Below are 19,017 nucleotides of genomic sequence, written 5' to 3'. Positions count from 1 at the left end.
AAACCTCCGTGACTGCCGACAGGATACCCTGTCGACAGCTACGGAAGGGGGCTCTAGAGGTGGTGGACCACTGCCAGGTCCATGCGACCGTACTCTCCCGCTTCGCTCTGGTCGCCGCGGGGAGGCATGTGATGGGTCTTCATGACCTGGTCGCCTTGCACGGTTTCCAAGTGGATATCGAAGCCCCACAGACGATGAAGGTGCTTGAGCACTTCCTCGGTGGAGTCGCCCAGCGGCTTGCGATTGTGCTGCTGGTGGCGCAGGGTCAGGGAGCGGTCGCCGCGACGGTCGATGCTCCAGATCTGCACGTTGGGTTCGCGATTGCCCAGGTTGTACTGGGCGGCCAGTTGCTCGCGGATGATCCGGTAGCCAGCTTCGTCGTGGATCGCCGGTACCAACAGGTCGTCACGCTGGTCGTCATCCAGGATGCTGAACAGCTTGAGGTCACGGATCACCTTGGGCGAGAGATATTGCAGGATGAAGCTTTCGTCCTTGAAGCTGCTCATGGCGAACTTGAGTGTGGAAAGCCAGTCGCTGCCGGCGATGTCAGGGAACCAGCGTCGATCTTCTTCCGTAGGATGTTCACACATGCGACGGATGTCCGTGTACATCGCAAAGCCCAAGGCATAGGGGTTGATGCCGCTGTAGTAAGGGCTGTCGAAGCCCGGCTGGAACACCACGCTGGTGTGCGACTGCAAGAACTCCATCATGAAGCCTTCGGTCACCAGGCCTTCATCGTAGAGGTCGTTCATCAGGGTGTAATGCCAGAACGTCGCCCAGCCTTCATTCATGACCTGGGTCTGTCGCTGCGGGTAGAAGTACTGGGCAATCTTACGCACGATACGCACCACTTCGCGCTGCCAGGGCTCGAGCAGCGGCGCGTGTTTTTCGATGAAATAGAGGATGTTTTCCTGCGGTTCGGCGGGGAAGCGCACATCATCGCGTTCATTGCCTTTTTCCGAGCCCTTGGGAATGGTGCGCCACAGGTCGTTGATCTGCCGTTGCAGGTGCTCCTCGCGCTCTTTCTGCCTGCGACGTTCTTCCTCGGCAGAAATGGGGTAGGGGCGCTTGTAACGGTCGACACCGTAGTTCATCAGGGCGTGGCAGGAGTCGATGAGGTCTTCGACGGCATCGATGCCGTGGCGCTCCTCGCATTGGGCGATGTACTGCTTGGCGAACACCAGGTAATCGATGATCGAGCTGGCATCGGTCCAGGTGCGGAACAGGTAGTTGCCCTTGAAGAAGCTGTTATGGCCATAGCAGGCATGGGCGATCACCAGCGCCTGCATGCACATGGTGTTTTCTTCCATCAGATAGGCGATGCACGGATCGGAGTTGATCACGATCTCGTAGGCCAGGCCCATCTGGCCACGGCTGTAGGACTTCTCCGTGCTGAGGAACTGCTTGCCGTAGGACCAATGGTGATAGCCCAGCGGCATGCCGACGGAGGCATAGGCGTCCATCATCTGCTCGGCAGTGATCACCTCGATCTGGTTGGGGTAGGTGTCCAAGGCGTAGCGCTCGGCCAGGCGGCTGATTTCGCGGTCATAGGCCTGGATAAGCTCAAACGTCCACTCGGACCCGGTGGAAATGGGTTGGCGTCTCTGCTCTCTGGCGGTCATGTGGCTAACCTGCGCTGGAAGAGTTCACGGAAGACCGGGTAGATGTCACCGGCCGATACCAACTGCTGCTGGGCGAAGGTATCTGGGAAAGCCTCACCGATGCGCTCGTATTCATACCAGAGCGCCTGATGTTCGCGAGGAGTGATCTCGACGTAAGTGTAGTACTGCACATGCGGCATGATCTGCTTGGAGAGGATGTCGCGGCAGATCGGCGAGTCGTCGTTCCAGTTGTCGCCGTCCGAGGCCTGGGCGGCATAGATGTTCCAGTCGCTGGCCGGGTAGCGTTCGGCCATGATCTCCTGCATCAGCTTGAGTGCGCTGGAAACAATGGTGCCGCCGGTTTCACGGGAGTAGAAGAACTCTTCTTCGTCCACCTCGCGAGCGCTGGTGTGGTGGCGAATGAATACCACCTCGATGCGATCGTAGTTTCGCTTGAGGAACAGGTACAGCAGGATGAAAAACCGCTTGGCGATGTCCTTGGTGGCCTGGGTCATGGAGCCGGACACGTCCATCAGGCAGAACATCACCGCTTTGGAGCTGGGGTTGGGCTGCTTGACCAGCAGGTTGTACTTGAGGTCGAAAGTGTCGAGGAAGGGCAGGCGGTTGATGCGTGCCTTGAGGCGTTCGATCTCGGCCTCGGTGGCCTGGATATCGGTGAAGTTGTCCGGCTCCTCGACCTTGAGGCGGGCAAGCTCGGCCTGGGCTTCGCGCAGCAGGGCCCGGCTGCTGCCGGTCAGGGCAATTCGCCTGGCGTGGGCCGAACGCAGGGTGCGGACAATGTTGATGCGCGAGGGGTTACCCTCGTTGGCGATGCCTGCACGCACGGTCTTGAAGGTGTCGGCGCCGGTCAGGTGACGCTTGACCAGGTTAGGCAGTTCCAGGTCCTCGAACATGAATTCGAGGAATTCTTCCTGGGTGATCTGGAACACGAAATCATCCATGCCCTCCCCGGAATTGCCGGCCTTGCCGCGGCCGCCACCCCCTCCGCCACCCTGCGGCCGGGGGATGTGTTCGCCTGCGGTGAACTCTTTGTTGCCGGGGTGGATGATGGTCTGTTTACCGCCACGACCATGGTGCAGCACGGGTTCGTCGATATCACGACCCGGAATGCTGATCTGCTCGCCATGCTCCATGTCCATGATGGAGCGGCGGCTCACGGCCTCTTCGACGGCTTTCTTGATGTGCTCACGGTACCGCCGCAAGAAGCGCTGGCGGTTGACCGTGCTCTTGTTCTTGCCGTTCAGGCGTCGGTCGATTACGTAGCTCATGGTCCCTCCGGTGACTGGATGCAGCTGCAAGCCTCAAGCTGCAAGAATGAGCAGCCACCGCTGCTGCAAACTGTGGCGCGCGAGACGTGGCCTGGCGCCGGACAGCTTGCAGCTTGCGGCTTGTCGCTTGCCGCTTTATTGCGATTTCCTGACCCGCAGATACCATTCCGACAGCAGGCGAACCTGTTTGTCGGTGTAGCCACGCTCCACCATCCGGGTGACGAAGTCGTTGTGTTTCTGTTGGTCCTCCTTGCTGGCCTTGGCGTTGAAGCTGATGACTGGCAGCAGGTCTTCGGTGTTGGAGAACATTTTCTTCTCGATCACCACGCGCAGCTTCTCGTAGCTCAGCCAGCTTGGGTTCTTGCCGTTGTTATTGGCCCGTGCCCGCAGCACGAAGTTGACGATCTCGTTGCGGAAGTCTTTCGGGTTGCTGATACCGGCCGGCTTCTCGATCTTCTCCAGCTCTTCGTTGAGGGCAATGCGGTTGAGGATCTCGCCGGTTTCCGGATCGCGGTACTCCTGGTCCTGGATCCAGAAGTCGGCGTACAGCACGTAGCGGTCGAAGATGTTCTGGCCGTATTCGCTGTAGGACTCCAGATAGGCGGTCTGAATCTCCTTGCCGATGAACTCGATGTAGCGCGGAGCCAGGTATTCCTTGAGGTAGCGCAGGTAGCGCTCGCGTACTTCGGCAGGGAATTGCTCCTGTTCGATCTGCTGTTCGAGCACATAGAGCAGGTGCACCGGGTTGGCGGCGATTTCATGGGGATCGAAGTTGAACACCTTGGAGAGGATCTTGAAGGCGAAGCGGGTCGACAGGCCGTTCATGCCTTCATCGACACCGGCGGCGTCGCGGTATTCCTGGATCGACTTGGCCTTCGGGTCGGTGTCCTTGAGATTTTCGCCGTCGTAGACGCGCATCTTCGAATAGATGTTGGAGTTCTCGGGCTCTTTCAAGCGCGACAGTACGGTGAACTGCGCAAGCATCTTGAGGGTGTCCGGTGCGCAGTGGGCCTTGGCCAGCGAGCTGTTGATCAACAGTTTGTCGTAGATCTTCACTTCGTCGCTGACACGCAGGCAGTACGGCACCTTGACGATGTAGATCCGGTCGATGAACGCCTCGTTGTTCTTGTTGTTGCGGAAGGTGTGCCATTCCGATTCGTTGGAGTGGGCCAGCAGGATCCCGGAGTAGGGGATCGCACCGAGGCCTTCGGTACTGTTGTAGTTGCCTTCCTGGGTGGCGGTGAGCAGCGGGTGCAGGACCTTGATCGGCGCCTTGAACATTTCGACGAATTCCATCAGGCCCTGGTTGGCCCGGCACAGCGCGCCCGAGTAGCTGTAGGCGTCGGCGTCGTTCTGCGGGAATTCCTCGAGCTTGCGGATATCCACCTTACCGACCAAGGCGGAAATGTCCTGGTTGTTCTCATCGCCTGGTTCGGTCTTGGCGATGGCGATCTGGTTGAGGATGGAGGGGTAGAGCTTGACCACCCGGAACTTGGAGATGTCGCCGCCGAACTCCTGCAGGCGCTTGGTGGCCCAGGGGGACATGATGGTGTTCAGGTAGCGCCGCGGAATACCGAATTCTTCTTCGAGAATGGCGCCGTCCTCGCTGGCATTGAACAGCCCCAGGGGCGATTCGAACACCGGAGAGCCTTTGATGGCGTAGAAGGGGACCTTCTCCATGAGCTGCTTGAGCTTCTCGGCCAGGGACGATTTGCCGCCACCCACCGGGCCCAGCAGGTACAGGATCTGTTTCTTCTCCTCCAGGCCCTGTGCGGCATGGCGGAAGTACGACACGATCTGGTCGATGCATTCTTCCATGCCGTGGAAGTCGGCAAAGGCCGGATAGCGCCTTATTACCTTGTTGGAGAAGATTCGCGACAGCCTGGAGTTCGTTGAGGTATCGACCAGCTCTGGTTCGCCTATGGCCAGCAACAGCCGTTCGGCCGCCGATGCATAGGCACTGCGATCCTCTTTGCACAGCTCGAGGTACTCCTGCAGCGAGAATTCTTCCTGGCGGGTTGACTCGAAACGTTGTTGGAAGTGGCTAAAAATGCTCATGACGTCACCTCGCTCGATACGTTGGAGCCGACGCCGGATCAGTCAGCATGATGCTGGCATGCAACCGGGCTGGCCGATTGCTGTATACCCCCCAGAACACCCGTAGAAACGCTACCGATGACCCGCACGCCGGTGTACCGGCTCTCCCCTTTTTTGGATGGCCTGGGCTTAAGGATAGTTGGTTATACGGGAGGTCAAGGGCGCGAGGCCGAGAAGATACTCACGACCGTTCGTCAGGAAAGGCCCAAGCCCGCACGTGGCGCGGGCTGCGGGAAAATGAAAAATTTTATTCGGCGCCGCCTTGAGCGGTTTCAGCCGGGTAGGTGTTGCGCCACAGCTCGAAGCCGCCATCGAGGCTGTACACCTCGGAAAAGCCCTGGCCCACCAGATAGGCCGCCGCGCTCTGGCTGGAATTGCCGTGGTAGCAGACCACCAGGGTCGGTGCATCGAGGTCGGCATTGCGGATGAACTCCGCGACCGAATGGTTATCCAGATGTGTGGCGCCGCTGATATGGCCGGCAGCAAACGCCTGTGGGTCGCGAATATCGACGACCACCGCACCTTGCTCACGCAAGGCCAGAGCCTGCTCGGGAGGGATGCGCTTGAATTCGCTCATGGGTCGGTTTCCTTCGGGGCTGATCGTTAAGTCTAGTCGGTTATGCCGGTGGGCGTGGGGTGCCATCGTCGGCGCACTCGCAGCGGTGGAATTCGCCGCTGTCGACGTTGTACAGCGTCATGGCGCCACCCCAGACGCAACCGGTGTCCAGGCCGACGACATCGGGGACATCGACACGACCTTCCAGGGCGGCCCAGTGGCCGAAGAGGATCTTCACATGACGTGAGCGGCGGTCCTTGTGGGCGAACCAGGGCTTATAGCCCTTGGGGGCGCTGTCCAGGCCTTCCTTGCTCTTGAGGTCGAGCTTGCCCTCGGCAGTGCAAAAGCGCATGCGGGTGAAATAGTTGGTGATGACCCGCAGGCGTTCGACGCCGGTCAGGTTCTTGCTCCATTTGTTCGGCTCGTTGCCGTACATGCCATCGAGAAAGAGCTGCAGGCGAGTGTCGTCGCGCAGCACTTCCTCCACTTCGGCCGCCAGTTCGAGCGCCTTGCCCAGGGTCCACTGGGGCGGGATGCCGGCGTGGACCATGGCGATGCCGCGTGACTCGTCATAGTGCAGCAGCTTCTGCTGGCGCAGCCAGTCGAACAGCTGGTCGGCGTCTGGTGCTTCGATGATTTCGCGCAGGGTGTCGCTCTTCTTCAAACGCTCGACGTTGTACCAGGCTGCCAGCAGATGCAGGTCATGATTGCCCAGCACACACACCAGCGACTGGCGGATCGAATACAGAAAGCGCAGGGTCTCGAGTGACTCGGGGCCGCGGTTGACCAGGTCGCCCACCAGCCACAGGCGGTCCACGGTGGGGTTGAAGTGCACGCGTTCGAGCAAGCACTTGAGCGGCTGCAGGCAGCCCTGCAGGTCGCCGACCGCGTACACCGCCATCAGTGCAGTGCTCCAGGCACGGCCAGGCGGAACGGCGCGATAGGCGCATCGAAGTGTTTGCCGTCCTCAGCGAACATCTGATAGCTGCCCTGCATAGTACCGACACGGGTCGTGAGCACCGCGCCGCTGCTGTAGGTATGGCTGTCGCCTGGCTCGATGAGCGGTTGCTGGCCGACCACTCCCGCCCCGCGAACCTCTTCGACTTCCCCGTCACCGTTGGTGATCAACCAGTGGCGTGAGACCAGACGGGCCTTGAGTGTGCCGTTGTTTTGCACAGTGATGGTGTAGGCGAAGGCAAAGCGGTCGTTGTCGGGATCGGATTGTTCTTTGAGGTAACGGGTCACGACGCTGACGTCGATCTGATAGCGGGGGTCTGACATGCAAAGGCCTTGGACGAGCGGACGCAAATACTGCAATGGTTGCAGTCTAGGCCATGGACGGGGCTGGAGGCCAGTTATGCAGGGCCTGGCGTCGCTGGTAGACATTTTCGGCCCCATCGCGGGCTTGCCTGCGCGATGGGGCCACAGTACTGGCGTGTGCCTAGCTGGCGCTGGGCTGCTCGGCCAGCTTGTCGGCCAGGCGTACGAATGCCGCCAGGTCCAGTTGTTCCGGACGCAGGCTGCCATCGACGCCTGCTGCCTCGATGGCCTGGCTGTCAAGCAGGCCCTTCAGGGTGTTGCGAAGGGTCTTGCGACGCTGGTTGAAGGCTTCGCGGACGATGCGTTCGAGCAGGCGTGGATCCTTGGCCGGGTGTGGCAGGGTTTCGTGCGGCACCAGGCGGACGATGGCTGAGTCCACTTTCGGCGGCGGGTTGAAGGCGCCAGGGCCGACGTTGAACAAGTGTTCCACGCGGCAGTGGTACTGGACCATGATCGACAGGCGGCCCCAGTCACCGCCGCCTGGGCCGGCGGCCAGGCGCTCGACCACTTCCTTTTGCAGCATGAAGTGCATGTCGCGGATCAGGTTGGCGTGTTCCAAGAGGTGGAAGATCAGCGGGGTGGAGATGTTGTAGGGCAGGTTGCCCACCACCTTGAGGCTGCGCTCGGGCACGCCTAACTGATTGAAGTCGAATTTCAGGGCATCGCCCTGGTGCAGGCGGAAGTTGTCCCGGCCTGCAAACTTGTGCTGGAGAATCGGCACAAGGTCCTTGTCCAGCTCGACGACGTCCAGTTGGGCGCCGCTGCCCAGCAGGCCTTCGGTCAGGGCGCCTTGGCCCGGGCCGATTTCCAGCAGATGCTCGCCGGGTTTGGCATTGATGGCGCGCAGGATGCGGTCGATGATGCCCGCGTCGTGCAGGAAGTTCTGGCCGAAGCGCTTGCGGGCCCGGTGTTGGTATTGCTCGTTCATGGTCGGTTCTCGGCCATCTGGTAGGCGGTTTCCAGGGCGACGCGCAGGCTCCCCGTGTCGACCTTGCCGCTGCCGGCCAGGTCCAAGGCGGTGCCGTGGTCGACCGACGTGCGGATGATCGGCAGGCCCAGGGTCACGTTGACTGCGGCGCCAAAGCCTTTGTACTTGAGTACCGGCAGGCCCTGGTCGTGGTACATCGCCAGCACCGCATCGCAGTGCTCCAGATATTTGGGGGTAAACAGGGTATCGGCCGGCAGCGGACCACGCAGGTCCATGCCTTGGCTGCGTAGGCGCTGCAAGGCGGGCTCGATGATGTCGATTTCTTCGCGGCCCAGGTGACCGCCTTCGCCGGCATGCGGGTTGAGGCCGCAAACCAGGATGCGGGGCTGGGCGATACCGAACTTGTCACGCAGGTCGGCATGCAGGATCCGCGTGACCCGCTCCAGGCGCTCGGCGGTGATGGCGTCGGCGACATCGCGCAGGGGCAGGTGGGTAGTCACCAGCGCCACGCGCAATCCATGGGTGGCCAGCATCATCACCACCTGGGTGGTGTGGGTAAGGTCAGCCAGAAATTCGGTATGGCCGGAGAAAGTGATGCCGCTTTCATTGATCACGCCCTTGTGCACCGGTGCGGTGATCATGCCGGCGAAATGCCCATCCAGACAGCCTTGGCCAGCGCGGGTCAAGGTCTGCAGCACGAAAGCGGCATTGGCCTTGTCCAACTGCCCGGGTACAACCGGGGTGGCCAATGGCGTATCCCAGACATACAGGCTGCCGGCGGGGGCGGGTTGGTCGGGCCAGGCGCCTTGGATGACCGGCAGCAGATTGACAGCCAGCCCCAGCTGCGTGGCCCGCTCGGCGAGCAGGTCACGGCTGGTGATGGCGATCAGGGGATGGGGCTGGGCCTCGGCGGCCAGCAGCAGGCACAGGTCGGGGCCTATGCCGGCCGGCTCGCCGGGCGTGACGGCGAAGCGCAGGGGCTTCACTGGGCGGCCTGGTCGGCGCCAGGCAGCTTGATTTCAACGTAGGCTTCGTCGCGGATCTGACGCAGCCAAGTCTGCAGCTCTTCATCGTACTTACGGTTGCGCAGCACGCTTAGGGCCTGCTGTTCACGCGCTTGCTCGGTGCTGTCGGTAGCGCGGCGGCCCAGCACTTCCAGTACGTGCCAGCCGTACTGGGTACGGAACGGACGGGTCACTTCGCCCTGGGGGGCGTTGGCCATCTGTTCGCGGAACTCCGGCACCAGGCTGTTGGGGTCAACCCAGTTGAGGTCGCCACCGTTGAGGGCCGAACCTGGGTCTTCCGAGAAGCTCTTGGCCAGCTCGCCGAAGTCTTCGCCGTTCTTGATGCGCTCATACAGGCGCTCGGCCAGTTGCTCGGTGGCCGCATCGCTGCGGATCTCGCTTGGCTTGATCAGGATATGGCGAACATGGACTTCGTCACGCAGCACGCTGGCATTGCCCCCACGCTTTTCCTCGAGCTTGAGGATAATGAAGCCGTTGGGGATGCGGATTGGCTGGGTGATGTCGCCGTCGGCCATGCTGCTCAACATCTTGGCGAAATCAGGCGGCAGTTGGCCGGCTTTACGCCAGCCCATCTCACCGCCTTCCAGGGCGTTCTCGCTGGCGGAACGGGCGATGGCCATCTGGCCGAAGTCCGCACCTTGCTTGAGCTGCTGGTAAACGTCACCGGCTTGGCGGGCGGCCGCCTGGATCGCCTCGGAGTTGGCGCTTTCCGGGGTCGGGATCAGGATGTTGGCCAGGCGGTACTCTTCCGACAGTTGCATCTTGCCCAGGTCGGAGTTGAGGTAGTTCTTCACTTCCTGTTCGGAGACCTGGATACGCTCGGCCACACGACGCTGGCGCACGCGGCTGATGATCATCTCGCGCTTGACCTGGTCACGGGCATCGTCGAACGACAGGCCGTCGTGGGCCAGGGCGGCACGGAACTGATCGAGGCTCATGCCGTTGCGCTGGGCAATGGTACCGATGGCCTGGTTGAGCTCTTCGTCAGTGATGCGGATGCCCGAACGTTCGCCGATCTGCAGTTGCAGATTCTCGACGATCAGACGCTCCAGCACTTGCTGCTCCAGGGCTCCGGCCGGGGGCACGCCGCCGCCGCGCTTGGCGATGGTCTGCTGCACTTCGCGGATGCGCTGGTCCAGCTGGCTTTGCATGACCACGTCGTTGTCGACGATGGCCACCACGCGGTCCAGGGGTTGTACCGCGGCATGCACCGCGCCACTCAGCAATACAGCGCCCAGCAGCAGCGGGCGCAGGCGATCAATAAGCTTGGTCTTCACGTGTACGGTAACCTTGAATGCCTTCGTCGAGGAACGTCTCGACCTTGTTGCCCACAACGCCGCCGAGGCCTTTGAGGACGATTTGCAAGAAGACGCCGTGGTCGCCCTTCTCGTTTTGCGGCAGTGCCTGGCTGAAGTCGTCGTAGTCGATCCAGTAACGGTTGATCAGACGCAGCTTCCAGCAGCAGTTGTCGTACTCGAAACCACCCATGGCTTCCAGGGTGCGGTTGCGGTTGTAGTCATGCTGCCAGCGACCGATCACGCTCCACTGAGGAACGATCGGCCAGATGACCGAGAAGTCGTGCTGCTGGATCTTGTAGTAGTCCTTGACGTAGTTCGGGCTGCCCGGGGTGCCGTAGTCGCCACCACCCACCTGCCAGGTGCCGGTGAGCGAGTCGTAGCGCACCAGGTCGTTGCGGTAGCGGTAGCCTGCGTTGATGACCTTGTTCGGGTTGTCTTCCGGTTGGTAGTGGAACATGGCGCTGCCGGAGCGTGGCTTTCGGCTGTCCGGGTCCCAGTTGTAGTCAGAGTTGAAGCGCCAGTCGCGGTTGAAGGCGTACTGGTATTCCAAGGCGTACGGGGAAACGTCCGACTGCGAGTCGGCACGGGTCCGCCAGTCGATACCTGGCATCTGCACCTTGCGGTCGCGGAAGTACAGGGCCTGGCCGACGCTCAAGCGCTGGCGCTCGAAGCCGTTTTCCTCGATCCAGCGGTTGGTCACGCCCAGCGACAGCTTGTTCTCGTCGCCGATGCGGTCGGAGCCGCTGAAGCGGTTGTCGCGGAACAGCGAGGCGTAGTTGAAGTAAGTTTCTCCAGTGTCGAAGACCGGGATGTCCTTCTGATCCTCATACGGCACGTAGAGGTAGAACAGGCGCGGTTCGAGGGTTTGGCGGTAGTTCTTGCCGAACCATTGGGTGTTGCGGTCGAAGTACAGGCCGCTGTCGACGCTGAAGACCGGAACACTGCGGTTTTGAGTGCTGGAAAAGTCGCCACGTAGCTCACGTGTTGCCGGGCTGGCATTGGCAAGATCGGTCTTGCCCTTGTTGTCCAGGTCCAGATCGTAGTGCGTATAGACGTACTTCAGCTTCGGTTTGAGGAACCCATAGCTGGCTTCCATCGGCAAGCTGATGGCTGGCGCGGCATTCAGGCGGGTGCCGTTGGCGCGCGCGAGGCCGAAGACGTTCTGATCGAGGCGTCGACCTGGCGCACCCGCGGAGGTGTCCGGCAAACCATCTTCGTTGTAAACGAAGTCGTCCTTCAGGTCACGATCGAAGCGCACGGCTTCGGTCTGGTAGCTGAAGTCGAACCCGCCCGGGTGATAGGGCAGGAGGCCGTTGAAGGTGACCTGCGGCAGCTTGTCGTACGGTGTGGTCCGCGACAGCGTCGCCATCTCATACGCTTGCAGATTCAGGCGTGCCTGGTAGCTATCACCACGATAGGTGAGGGTACCGCGCTGGTTGACCACATCCCGACTTTCAACACCAATCTGACCGGTTTCCAGATCCTGGAAGTAGAACGGGTCGCTGATGTCGGTGTAGTCAACCTCGCTCATCAAGCGCGAATCCAGCCCGCCCTTGTGCTGCCAGTTGTACATCCAGCGCTGTTCTTTGTAGTCGGTCTGATCTTTACGATCGTCGTTCTTGTCGTTCAGGTACGCAGCACCGAGCTGGCCTTCGCTGGACTTGGTCAGGTAGCGGAACTCGCCTTCCATCAACAAGCCACGCTTGGCCATGTAGCGCGGATACAAGGTGGCGTCGTAGTTCGGCGCCAGGTTGAAGTAGTACGGCGTGACCAGCATGAAGCCGGTGTCGCTGCTGGTGCTGAACGACGGCGGCAGGAAGCCGGACTGGCGACGGTCGTCGATCGGGAAGTAGATGTACGGTGTATAGAACACCGGGAAATCCTTGACCCGCAGGGTGACGTTGGTCGCGGTACCGAAGCCGGTGGCCGGGTTCAGGGTGATGTTGTTGCCCTTTAGCTGCCATGCGTTGCTGCCCGGCTCACAGGTGGTGTAGGTACCGTCCTTGAGGCGGATGATGGCGTTTTCGCCACGCTTGGCGTACAGCGCGTTGCCGCGAATGTGCGACTTGTGCATCACGTATTCGGCGTTGTCGACCTTGGCCTCGCCGGTATCCAGCTGGATTTCGGCCTGGTCGCCGACGACCAGCGAGCCGTTGTCGCGCAGCTTGACGTTGCCCTTGAGCTCGCCGCGGTTCTCGGCTTGGTACAGGTTGGCCTCGTCGGCCTGGACCTGCATGCTGCCCTGGCGCATGACCACGTCACCGGCGAGGGTGGCGATCTGCTGCTCCTGCTGGTAGCGGGAGACCTTGGCGTTCAGGTAGGTCGGCGCTTCATCCTTTGGCGTGGTGTCATCCATGCCAGGACGCGACGGCTCGATGTAGGCGCCACCGCAGTACGGACCGGTCTCAGCCAATTGGGCGGCGGTGAGTTTGTCGCGGGGAACCCAGTCAAGGTGGCTGTAGTCTTCGCTACGTGACTTCAGGCCGCGGCCCTTGCTCTCGGTGACCAGCACCGGCTTGGGTTCGCCATCGGCGTCGGTCTCGGCGACCTGGGCGTCACCGCCCGAGCTCAGTGCGGCGCCTTCATGCACTGGGCGCGGCGGCAGGTTGTTGGCCGTGGTCTTGGGCTTGCAGTCCCAACCACCGGAGGCGGACACTTGGCAGTCGAACTGCTCGGCTGCCACCACGTATGACGTGGCCAGAGGTTGCAGAGCCAGCAGACCGCCAGTCACCAGCAACGGAAACTTTCTACGAAACGCGGGGGATTTCAATGCCATCTTATTAGTCCGGGCTTCCTGCGTGCCATCTGCCCGCGTGTGGGGCCGCACGCCTCTCGATGGTCTGAAAAAGATGCTGGATAATAAAGCATGACCCGCTTGACGGCTAGGGCCGTCGGAGACCCTTGTAATGCCCGATCACGATGTACGCCTGCAACAACTGACCGCTTGGCTCGATGAGCAGCTTGACCGTCTTTTCCGTGAAAACGCCTGGGACGAGGTGCCAGAAGGCGCCCTGACCGCCGCCAGCAGCGACGCGAGCTTCCGTCGCTACTTCCGCTGGCAGGGGGGCGGACGCAGCTTCGTGATCATGGATGCGCCGCCGCCACAAGAGAATTGCCGGCCCTTCGTCGACATCGATCATCTACTGGCCAGTGCGGGCGTGCACGTGCCGGCCATCCACGCCCAGGATCTGGAGCGTGGCTTCCTGTTGCTGGGGGATCTGGGCCGTCAGACCTACCTGGATATCATCGATGCCGGCAATGCCGATGCCCTGTTCGCCGATGCCATCGACGCCTTGCTGGCCTTCCAGCGCCTGCCGATGGACGCGCCGTTGCCCAGCTACGATGTCGCCCTGCTGCGCCGCGAAGTGGAGCTGTTCCCCGAATGGTACGTCGGGCGCGAGCTGGGCCTGACGTTCACTGATTCGCAGCAGGCGACCTGGCAGCGGGTGAGTCAGTTGCTGATCGACAGTGCCCTGGCCCAGCCCAAAGTCCTGGTGCATCGCGACTATATGCCGCGCAACCTGATGCAGAGCACACCGAACCCTGGCGTGCTGGACTTCCAGGACGCCGTCTACGGCCCGGTGACCTATGACATCACCTGCCTGTTCAAAGACGCGTTCGTCAGTTGGCCCCAGATGCGAGTCGAGGGCTGGCTACGCGATTACTGGCAGAAAGCCCAAGCGGCCGGCATCCCCGTGCAGGCCGACTTCGAGGACTTCCACCGCGCCAGTGACCTGATGGGCGTGCAGCGTCACCTGAAGGTCATCGGCATCTTCGCCCGTATCTGCCACCGCGACGGCAAGCCGCGATATCTGTCTGACGTGCCGCGATTCTTCGCCTATATAGATGAAGTGATCAGCCGTCGTCCCGAGCTGGCCGAACTGGGGCAACTGATCGCCGAGCTGAAGGCCGGAGCGCGTTCATGAAGGCTATGATCTTGGCAGCGGGCAAGGGCGAGCGCATGCGTCCCCTTACCTTGCATACTCCCAAGCCACTGGTGCCAGTGGCAGGCCAGCCATTGATCGAATATCACCTGCAGGCGCTGGCCAAGGCGGGCTTCACCGAGGTGGTGATCAACCACGCCTGGCTGGGCCAGCAGATCGAGGATCACCTGGGCGACGGAGCCCGGTTCGGCCTGCACATTCGCTACTCGCCCGAGGGCGAACCGCTGGAAACCGGCGGCGGGATCTTCAAGGCGCTGCCGTTGTTGGGCGATGCGCCGTTTCTGCTGGTCAACGGCGATATCTGGACCGACTACGACTTCGCCCGGCTGCGCGTGCCCATGAGGGGGCTTGCGCACCTGGTACTGGTCGACAATCCAGGCCATCACGGCCGTGGTGACTTTCGTCTGGATGGCGATTCGGTTGTCGATGGCGACGAGGCACCTGGCACCCTGACCTTCAGCGGGATCTCCGTACTCGATCCTGCGTTGTTCGAAGGCTGTGAGCCTGGCGCGTTCAAGCTGGCGCCATTGCTGCGCCATGCAATGGCCGAGGGGCGGGTGAGCGGTGAGCACTTCCAGGGGCGCTGGGTCGATGTCGGCACCCTAGAGCGCCTGGCCGAGGTCGAGCGTTTGATCGGCGAGCGCGTTTGATATGTGGTGGCCAAGCACATTGATAGGTGCCGGCGCCGGTTTCGCCGTGGCCAGCATCCCCGGTGCGTTGCTCGGGGCCTTGCTTGGCCAGGCCATGGACCGGCGCTTGCGTCTGGAGGGCTGGGAAGACCTGCGTGAGCGTCTGGGTGGACGCCCGGCATTGCGTGACGAGGAATTGCTATTCGTCCTGCTCGGGCGACTGGCCAAGAGCGATGGCCGTGTCGTGGATGGGCACATCCAGCAGGCCCGCCAGGAAATGACCCGTCTGGATATGGCCGAGCCGGCTCGGTTACGGGCAATCGCCGCCTTCAATCGTGGCAAGTCGGGCAAGGTGCGTGTGGGACGCTATTTGCAGCGGATCAAGCAACAGCCCCATGCCGCTGAAGGCACCCTACGCGCCTGCTGGCGGATGGTCTGGGCGGATGGCAAGGCGGGGATGCGTGAGCGCGAGCTGCTGCTGGAGTGGGGGCGCCGGCTAGGCCTGTCACGGTCTCAGATCCAGGCGCTGGCTCTTGAATACGAACCGCGCAAGGCGGCTCCGGAGGGCGCCGTGTTGACCTACGCAGCAGCCCTGCGGCTACTCGGGGTCGAGGCGGACAGCGAGATCGAGCACGTCAAGCAAGCCTATCGCCGGCTGGTCAGCAAGCATCATCCGGACAAGCTCGCCGGCAGCGGGGCCAGCGACGCGCAGGTGCGCGAGGCGACCGAGCGCACCCGTGAACTGCACCAGGCCTATGCCCTGGTGCGCAAGCGGCGCGGGCTTTGACGCCTCTGACCTGGGGGCGGGCGCGCGGCTGCGATGGGCTGCAAGGCAGCCCCTCCAATCACTCCTGAGGCATCAGCCACCCACGCACCCGGCGGAACAGCTGCTCCTGCTGCGCCGCCGCATTCCCCGGCATGGCAATCAGCGACAGCTGCCGATACTGGCTGTCCTTCTGCCGCTTGCTGGCCTGCAGGCGCTGCTCGGCAGCACGGCGGTCACGCGGCTGCGTGCTGTAGTAGACGTCGGCGGTCGGCACCTTCACGGTGGGCGCCAGGGCTTCGAGGTCCTGTTCCACCTGGGCCGGTGTCTGCGCGGCGATCATCACCAGCTTTTGCACCTGTGGCGGCTGCCGCTCGCTGAGGTAGCGCGCGGCCCAATAGGCGCCGCTGCCATGGCCGACCAGGGCGATGCTGCGCGCATTGTGCTGCTGGGCAAAGGCCACTGCTGCGTCGAGGCGGGCGAAGATGCGCTCGGCATCGGCCGGATCGTTTTGCTCGGCGGCTTCCTTGGCATCGGTGCTGTCGGCCGCATCGGCTTCGGCGGCCGTGGCCTGGGCAACGTTGGCGTTGGCATCCTCCGGCGTGTCCTTGGCGGGCGCCGACTCGCCCTCGCCCTTTTCAGGTTCGGGGGCAGGCTTGCTCTCGGCTCGCGGCTGCGGGCTGTCGCTGACAAGGTCCGGCAGGCTGATGCTCAAGCTGTGCCAGCCGACATCGGGAAACTTGCGCCGCAGCGGCCCGACAGCATTGGGCCAGTCGGCGTTTTCACCGGCACCCGGGACGATGATCACAGCGCCCTTGGGGTCGGCATCGTTGGCCGGCTTCCACAAAGCGAGGAAGCTTTCGGCGCCCGCCTGCAAGGTTTGCTGTTCGGCCTTGGGCACGGTACGTTCGAGCGCCTGGGCATCTTCCTGGCTGCGTTCGGCCAGGGGTGGGCGAGGTGCGGGCGCCGTGGGCGACTCTGCGGTGGCGGGAGGTGTTTGAGGTTCGGCGGCCTGTGTGCCGAGCGGTAGGATCGTGGCCAGGCAGCAAATGGCCAGCGTCGTGCGATAAAGTGTGAACATGAATCAACCCAAGGCCAGAATGATACCGGCAGCCTAATAGTATTTGTCCGTGACGGCCATGCGCATCGGCCGTCCTTGCCCAGACGAGCGTGTAGATGAAGCGAATGCGTTGCCTGTTGGTTATCGGCTGGTTGCTGCTGCCCTTGATCGCCTTGGCAAGGCCCGCGCCTGAGCCTTCGGTGGTGTTGGAGCCGGCTCAGCAGCAATGGCTGGATGACCATCGCAACCTGCGGGTCGGCCTGGTGCTGCAGGCGCCCTATGCCCAGTTCGATCGTCGGCTTCAGCAGTTCTATGGTGCCAATGTCGAGATCGTGAATGCGCTGGCGCGGCTGCTCAGGCTGGACCTGACGTGGCGCAACTTTCCGGATCAGGCCGCACTCGAACATGCCCTGCAAGCCGGTGAGATCGATTTCGCGCCCGGTCTGACCCAGACCCCGGCCAGCTTGCGCCTCTGGTCGTTCAGCGATCCTTACATGCGTGTGCCGCAAATGGTCGTCGGGCCGCGCACCGGAGCGGTGGCGGTCGAGCTGGAAAACCTGGGCGCCAACGACCGGGTGGCGGTGCGCATGCCCAGCGCCTTGGCCGATTACCTGCGGGCCAACTACGTCAACCTCAACCTGCAGGGCGTGCCCAACGAGCGCCAGGCCCTGCAATTGGTGCTGGGTGGCCAGGCCAGTTTCGCGGTCATGGATGAAGCACGCCTGAGCGGGTTGTCTCGGGAAAGCGAGTTCGGCGAACTGGCGGTGGTCGGTGACATTGGCCTGCCGCAACTGCTTCGGGTCGGCTCGCGGCGCGACTGGCCGATCCTGGCCGATGTCCTGGAGCGCGGCTTGCAAGCCATTCCTGCCAAGGAGCTGGAGCAGCTGCACCAGCGCTGGCTGCAACCGAAATACCCACGGCTGAGCGACACCGCAGGCTTCTGGCAGAACCTGGCATCGTTGTTCGGCCTGTTGCTCATCTGTGCAGTGGTCACGCTGCTCTGGCAACGGCGTCAGCAGCACCAGCTTGAGCGCAACCTGCTGGCCACGCGGGAAACCCTTGCCGAACGCCAGACGCGCGAAGAAGCGCTGCGCCTAAGCCAGTTTTCCATCGACCAGAGCACGGTCGGCATTCTCTGGGTCAACTGGGACAGCCATGTGCGCTACGCCAACCACGCCGCCGAGCGCATGCTCGGCAGGGGTGAGGGCGAGTTGCTGGACCGGCCGCTGATCGACTTCGAGCCCAACCTGCACATGGACCGCTGGTTGCAGTTGTGGAAACGCGTGCGCACCGGCGATGGAGGGGTCGAGCCGTTCGAGACCCAATGCCTGCGCAGTGACGGCAGCCTGTTACCGGTGGAACTGTCGCTGAGCTTTCTGCGTTTTCGCGATGCCGAGTACCTGGTGATGTTCATCACCGACATTACCGAGCGCCGCCGCGCCCTGGCGGCGTTGCGCGAAAGCGACGCGCGGCTCAAGGGCATCGCAGGCAACGTCCCTGGGCTGGTGTTCCGTCTGGAGCGCGATCCGGCCGAAGGTGATCTGGAGTTTCCGTACATCAGTGAGGGCAGCGAAGCGCTGGTCGGCTATGCGCCAGCCCAGATCCAGCATCCGGACATGGGCCTTCGCAACTTGGTCCATCCCGAGGACCGTGCCGATTACCACCGGGTCCAGGACTTGGCACTGGCCACCGACCAAGACTGGTCCTGGCAGGGGCGGATCCTCACCCGTCAGGGCGAACAGCGCTGGGCCGACATCAAGGCCAGCACCCGGCGCCTGGCCGACGGCCGGGTGGTGTGGGACGGCATTGTCTGGGACATCACCCAGAGCAAGCGGGTCGAGCTGGAGCTGGCGCGGTCCCAGGAGCAGTTACGTGAGCTCTCGGCGCACTTGGAGAGCGTGCGTGAAGAGGAAAAAGCGCGGATTGCCCGGGAAGTCCATGATGAACTGGGGCAGATGCTCACGGTGCTCAAGCTCGAAGTGTCCATGTGCGAGCTGGCCTATGCCGAACTCGACCCTGGCCTGAATGAGCGTCTGGACAGCATGAAGCGACTGATCGCGCAGTTGTTCCAGCTGGTGCGCGACGTGGCCACGGCCTTGCGTCCGCCGATTCTCGATGCCGGCATCGCCTCGGCCATCGAATGGCAGGCACGGCGCTTCGAGGCGCGTACGCAGATTCCCTGTCTGGTCCAGGTGCCGGACAATCTGCCAGCATTGAGTGACGCCAAGGCCACCGGCCTGTTCCGGATCCTGCAGGAGGCATTGACCAATGTCATGCGCCACGCCCAGGCCCATACCGTGCAGATCGAGCTGGCGCGCGAGGAGGGCTGTCTGCGCATGACGGTCATCGACGATGGTGTGGGGTTCAGCTGCGATCAGGCCAGGCCAACCTCCTTCGGCCTGGTGGGCGTGCGCGAGCGGGTCCTGATGCTGGGCGGCGGCATGACGCTGGACAGCGAGCCGGGTGAAGGTTGTAGCCTGAGTGTGACCATTCCGTTGGGGTAGGGG

15 protein-coding genes are annotated in these 19,017 nt (G+C 62.6%); 4 read left to right on the top strand and 11 right to left on the bottom strand.

Features of this window, described 5'->3' with window-relative positions; all coding sequences use genetic code 11:
• Positions 1-53 precede the first annotated feature (53 nt).
• The 10 genes from HMPREF3173_RS06260 to HMPREF3173_RS06215 form a co-directional block, all read right to left on the bottom strand.
• The gene (locus HMPREF3173_RS06260) at positions 54-1,622 is read right to left on the bottom strand and encodes a SpoVR family protein (RefSeq protein WP_043210380.1); all 1,569 of its coding nucleotides are present in this window, start codon (positions 1,620-1,622) and stop codon (positions 54-56) included.
• Positions 1,619-2,890 carry a YeaH/YhbH family protein gene (locus HMPREF3173_RS06255; protein WP_043210382.1) on the bottom strand — a complete coding sequence of 424 codons (1,272 nt, stop codon included), beginning with the start codon at positions 2,888-2,890 and terminating at the stop codon, positions 1,619-1,621. Before HMPREF3173_RS06255 ends, HMPREF3173_RS06260 begins: the two co-directional genes overlap by 4 nt.
• 135 nt (positions 2,891-3,025) lie before the next feature.
• Positions 3,026-4,948: a PrkA family serine protein kinase gene (locus HMPREF3173_RS06250; protein WP_043210384.1), complete on the bottom strand. Its 1,923-nt coding sequence runs from the start codon at positions 4,946-4,948 to the stop codon at positions 3,026-3,028.
• A gap of 286 nt (positions 4,949-5,234) precedes the next feature.
• Positions 5,235-5,564 (bottom strand): thiosulfate sulfurtransferase GlpE, encoded by a 330-nt coding sequence (gene glpE / locus HMPREF3173_RS06245; protein WP_043210386.1) that lies wholly within the window; start codon positions 5,562-5,564, stop codon positions 5,235-5,237.
• A gap of 40 nt (positions 5,565-5,604) precedes the next feature.
• Positions 5,605-6,444 (bottom strand): symmetrical bis(5'-nucleosyl)-tetraphosphatase, encoded by an 840-nt coding sequence (locus tag HMPREF3173_RS06240; protein ID WP_070571940.1) that lies wholly within the window; start codon positions 6,442-6,444, stop codon positions 5,605-5,607.
• On the bottom strand, positions 6,444-6,824 hold the full coding sequence (gene apaG / locus HMPREF3173_RS06235; RefSeq protein WP_043210391.1) for a Co2+/Mg2+ efflux protein ApaG: 381 nt from the start codon (positions 6,822-6,824) through the stop codon (positions 6,444-6,446). The genes HMPREF3173_RS06240 and apaG overlap by 1 nt, the downstream gene beginning before the upstream one ends.
• Positions 6,825-6,984: 160 nt before the next feature.
• Positions 6,985-7,791 (bottom strand): 16S rRNA (adenine(1518)-N(6)/adenine(1519)-N(6))-dimethyltransferase RsmA, encoded by an 807-nt coding sequence (rsmA, locus tag HMPREF3173_RS06230; protein WP_070571939.1) that lies wholly within the window; start codon positions 7,789-7,791, stop codon positions 6,985-6,987.
• A complete protein-coding gene (gene pdxA, locus HMPREF3173_RS06225) occupies positions 7,788-8,777 on the bottom strand; it encodes a 4-hydroxythreonine-4-phosphate dehydrogenase PdxA (RefSeq protein ID WP_070571938.1) in 990 nt (329 codons plus the stop codon). The genes rsmA and pdxA overlap by 4 nt, the downstream gene beginning before the upstream one ends.
• A complete protein-coding gene (gene surA / locus HMPREF3173_RS06220; RefSeq protein ID WP_070571937.1) occupies positions 8,774-10,093 on the bottom strand; it encodes a peptidylprolyl isomerase SurA in 1,320 nt (439 codons plus the stop codon). The genes pdxA and surA overlap by 4 nt, the downstream gene beginning before the upstream one ends.
• Positions 10,074-12,890, bottom strand: a complete 2,817-nt coding sequence (locus HMPREF3173_RS06215) for an LPS-assembly protein LptD (protein WP_070571936.1) — start codon at positions 12,888-12,890, stop codon at positions 10,074-10,076. The genes surA and HMPREF3173_RS06215 overlap by 20 nt, the downstream gene beginning before the upstream one ends.
• A 130-nt stretch (positions 12,891-13,020) precedes the next feature.
• Here HMPREF3173_RS06215 and HMPREF3173_RS06210 point away from each other — a divergent pair, with 130 nt between their 5' ends.
• From HMPREF3173_RS06210 to HMPREF3173_RS06200, 3 genes are read left to right on the top strand one after another with little or no spacing between them, the layout of a single operon-like run.
• Entirely contained in the window at positions 13,021-14,040 is a 1,020-nt protein-coding gene (locus tag HMPREF3173_RS06210) for an aminoglycoside phosphotransferase family protein (protein ID WP_070571935.1), read from the top strand.
• Positions 14,037-14,708: an N-acetylmuramate alpha-1-phosphate uridylyltransferase MurU gene (gene murU / locus HMPREF3173_RS06205; protein ID WP_070571934.1), complete on the top strand. Its 672-nt coding sequence runs from the start codon at positions 14,037-14,039 to the stop codon at positions 14,706-14,708. Before HMPREF3173_RS06210 ends, murU begins: the two co-directional genes overlap by 4 nt.
• Position 14,709: 1 nt before the next feature.
• The gene (locus HMPREF3173_RS06200) at positions 14,710-15,474 is read left to right on the top strand and encodes a TerB family tellurite resistance protein (protein ID WP_070571933.1); all 765 of its coding nucleotides are present in this window, start codon (positions 14,710-14,712) and stop codon (positions 15,472-15,474) included.
• A gap of 58 nt (positions 15,475-15,532) precedes the next feature.
• Here the strand turns inward: HMPREF3173_RS06200 and HMPREF3173_RS06195 are convergent, their stop codons facing one another.
• Complete coding sequence (locus HMPREF3173_RS06195) at positions 15,533-16,531, bottom strand: alpha/beta hydrolase family protein (RefSeq protein WP_070571932.1); 999 nt, start codon at positions 16,529-16,531, stop codon at positions 15,533-15,535.
• Positions 16,532-16,626: 95 nt separating this feature from the next.
• On the opposite strand from HMPREF3173_RS06195, the gene HMPREF3173_RS06190 reads away from it, so the two are divergent.
• Positions 16,627-19,014, top strand: coding sequence for a PAS domain-containing sensor histidine kinase (locus HMPREF3173_RS06190; RefSeq protein ID WP_070571931.1), 2,388 nt, complete (start codon positions 16,627-16,629; stop codon positions 19,012-19,014).
• Positions 19,015-19,017 lie beyond the last annotated feature (3 nt).

This window comes from Pseudomonas sp. HMSC08G10 (assembly GCF_001808425.1).
GTDB lineage: Bacteria > Pseudomonadota > Gammaproteobacteria > Pseudomonadales > Pseudomonadaceae > Aquipseudomonas > Aquipseudomonas guariconensis.
The sequence above is the reverse complement of the archived record's forward strand: the minus strand, read 5'-3'. Positions and strand labels throughout refer to the sequence as shown.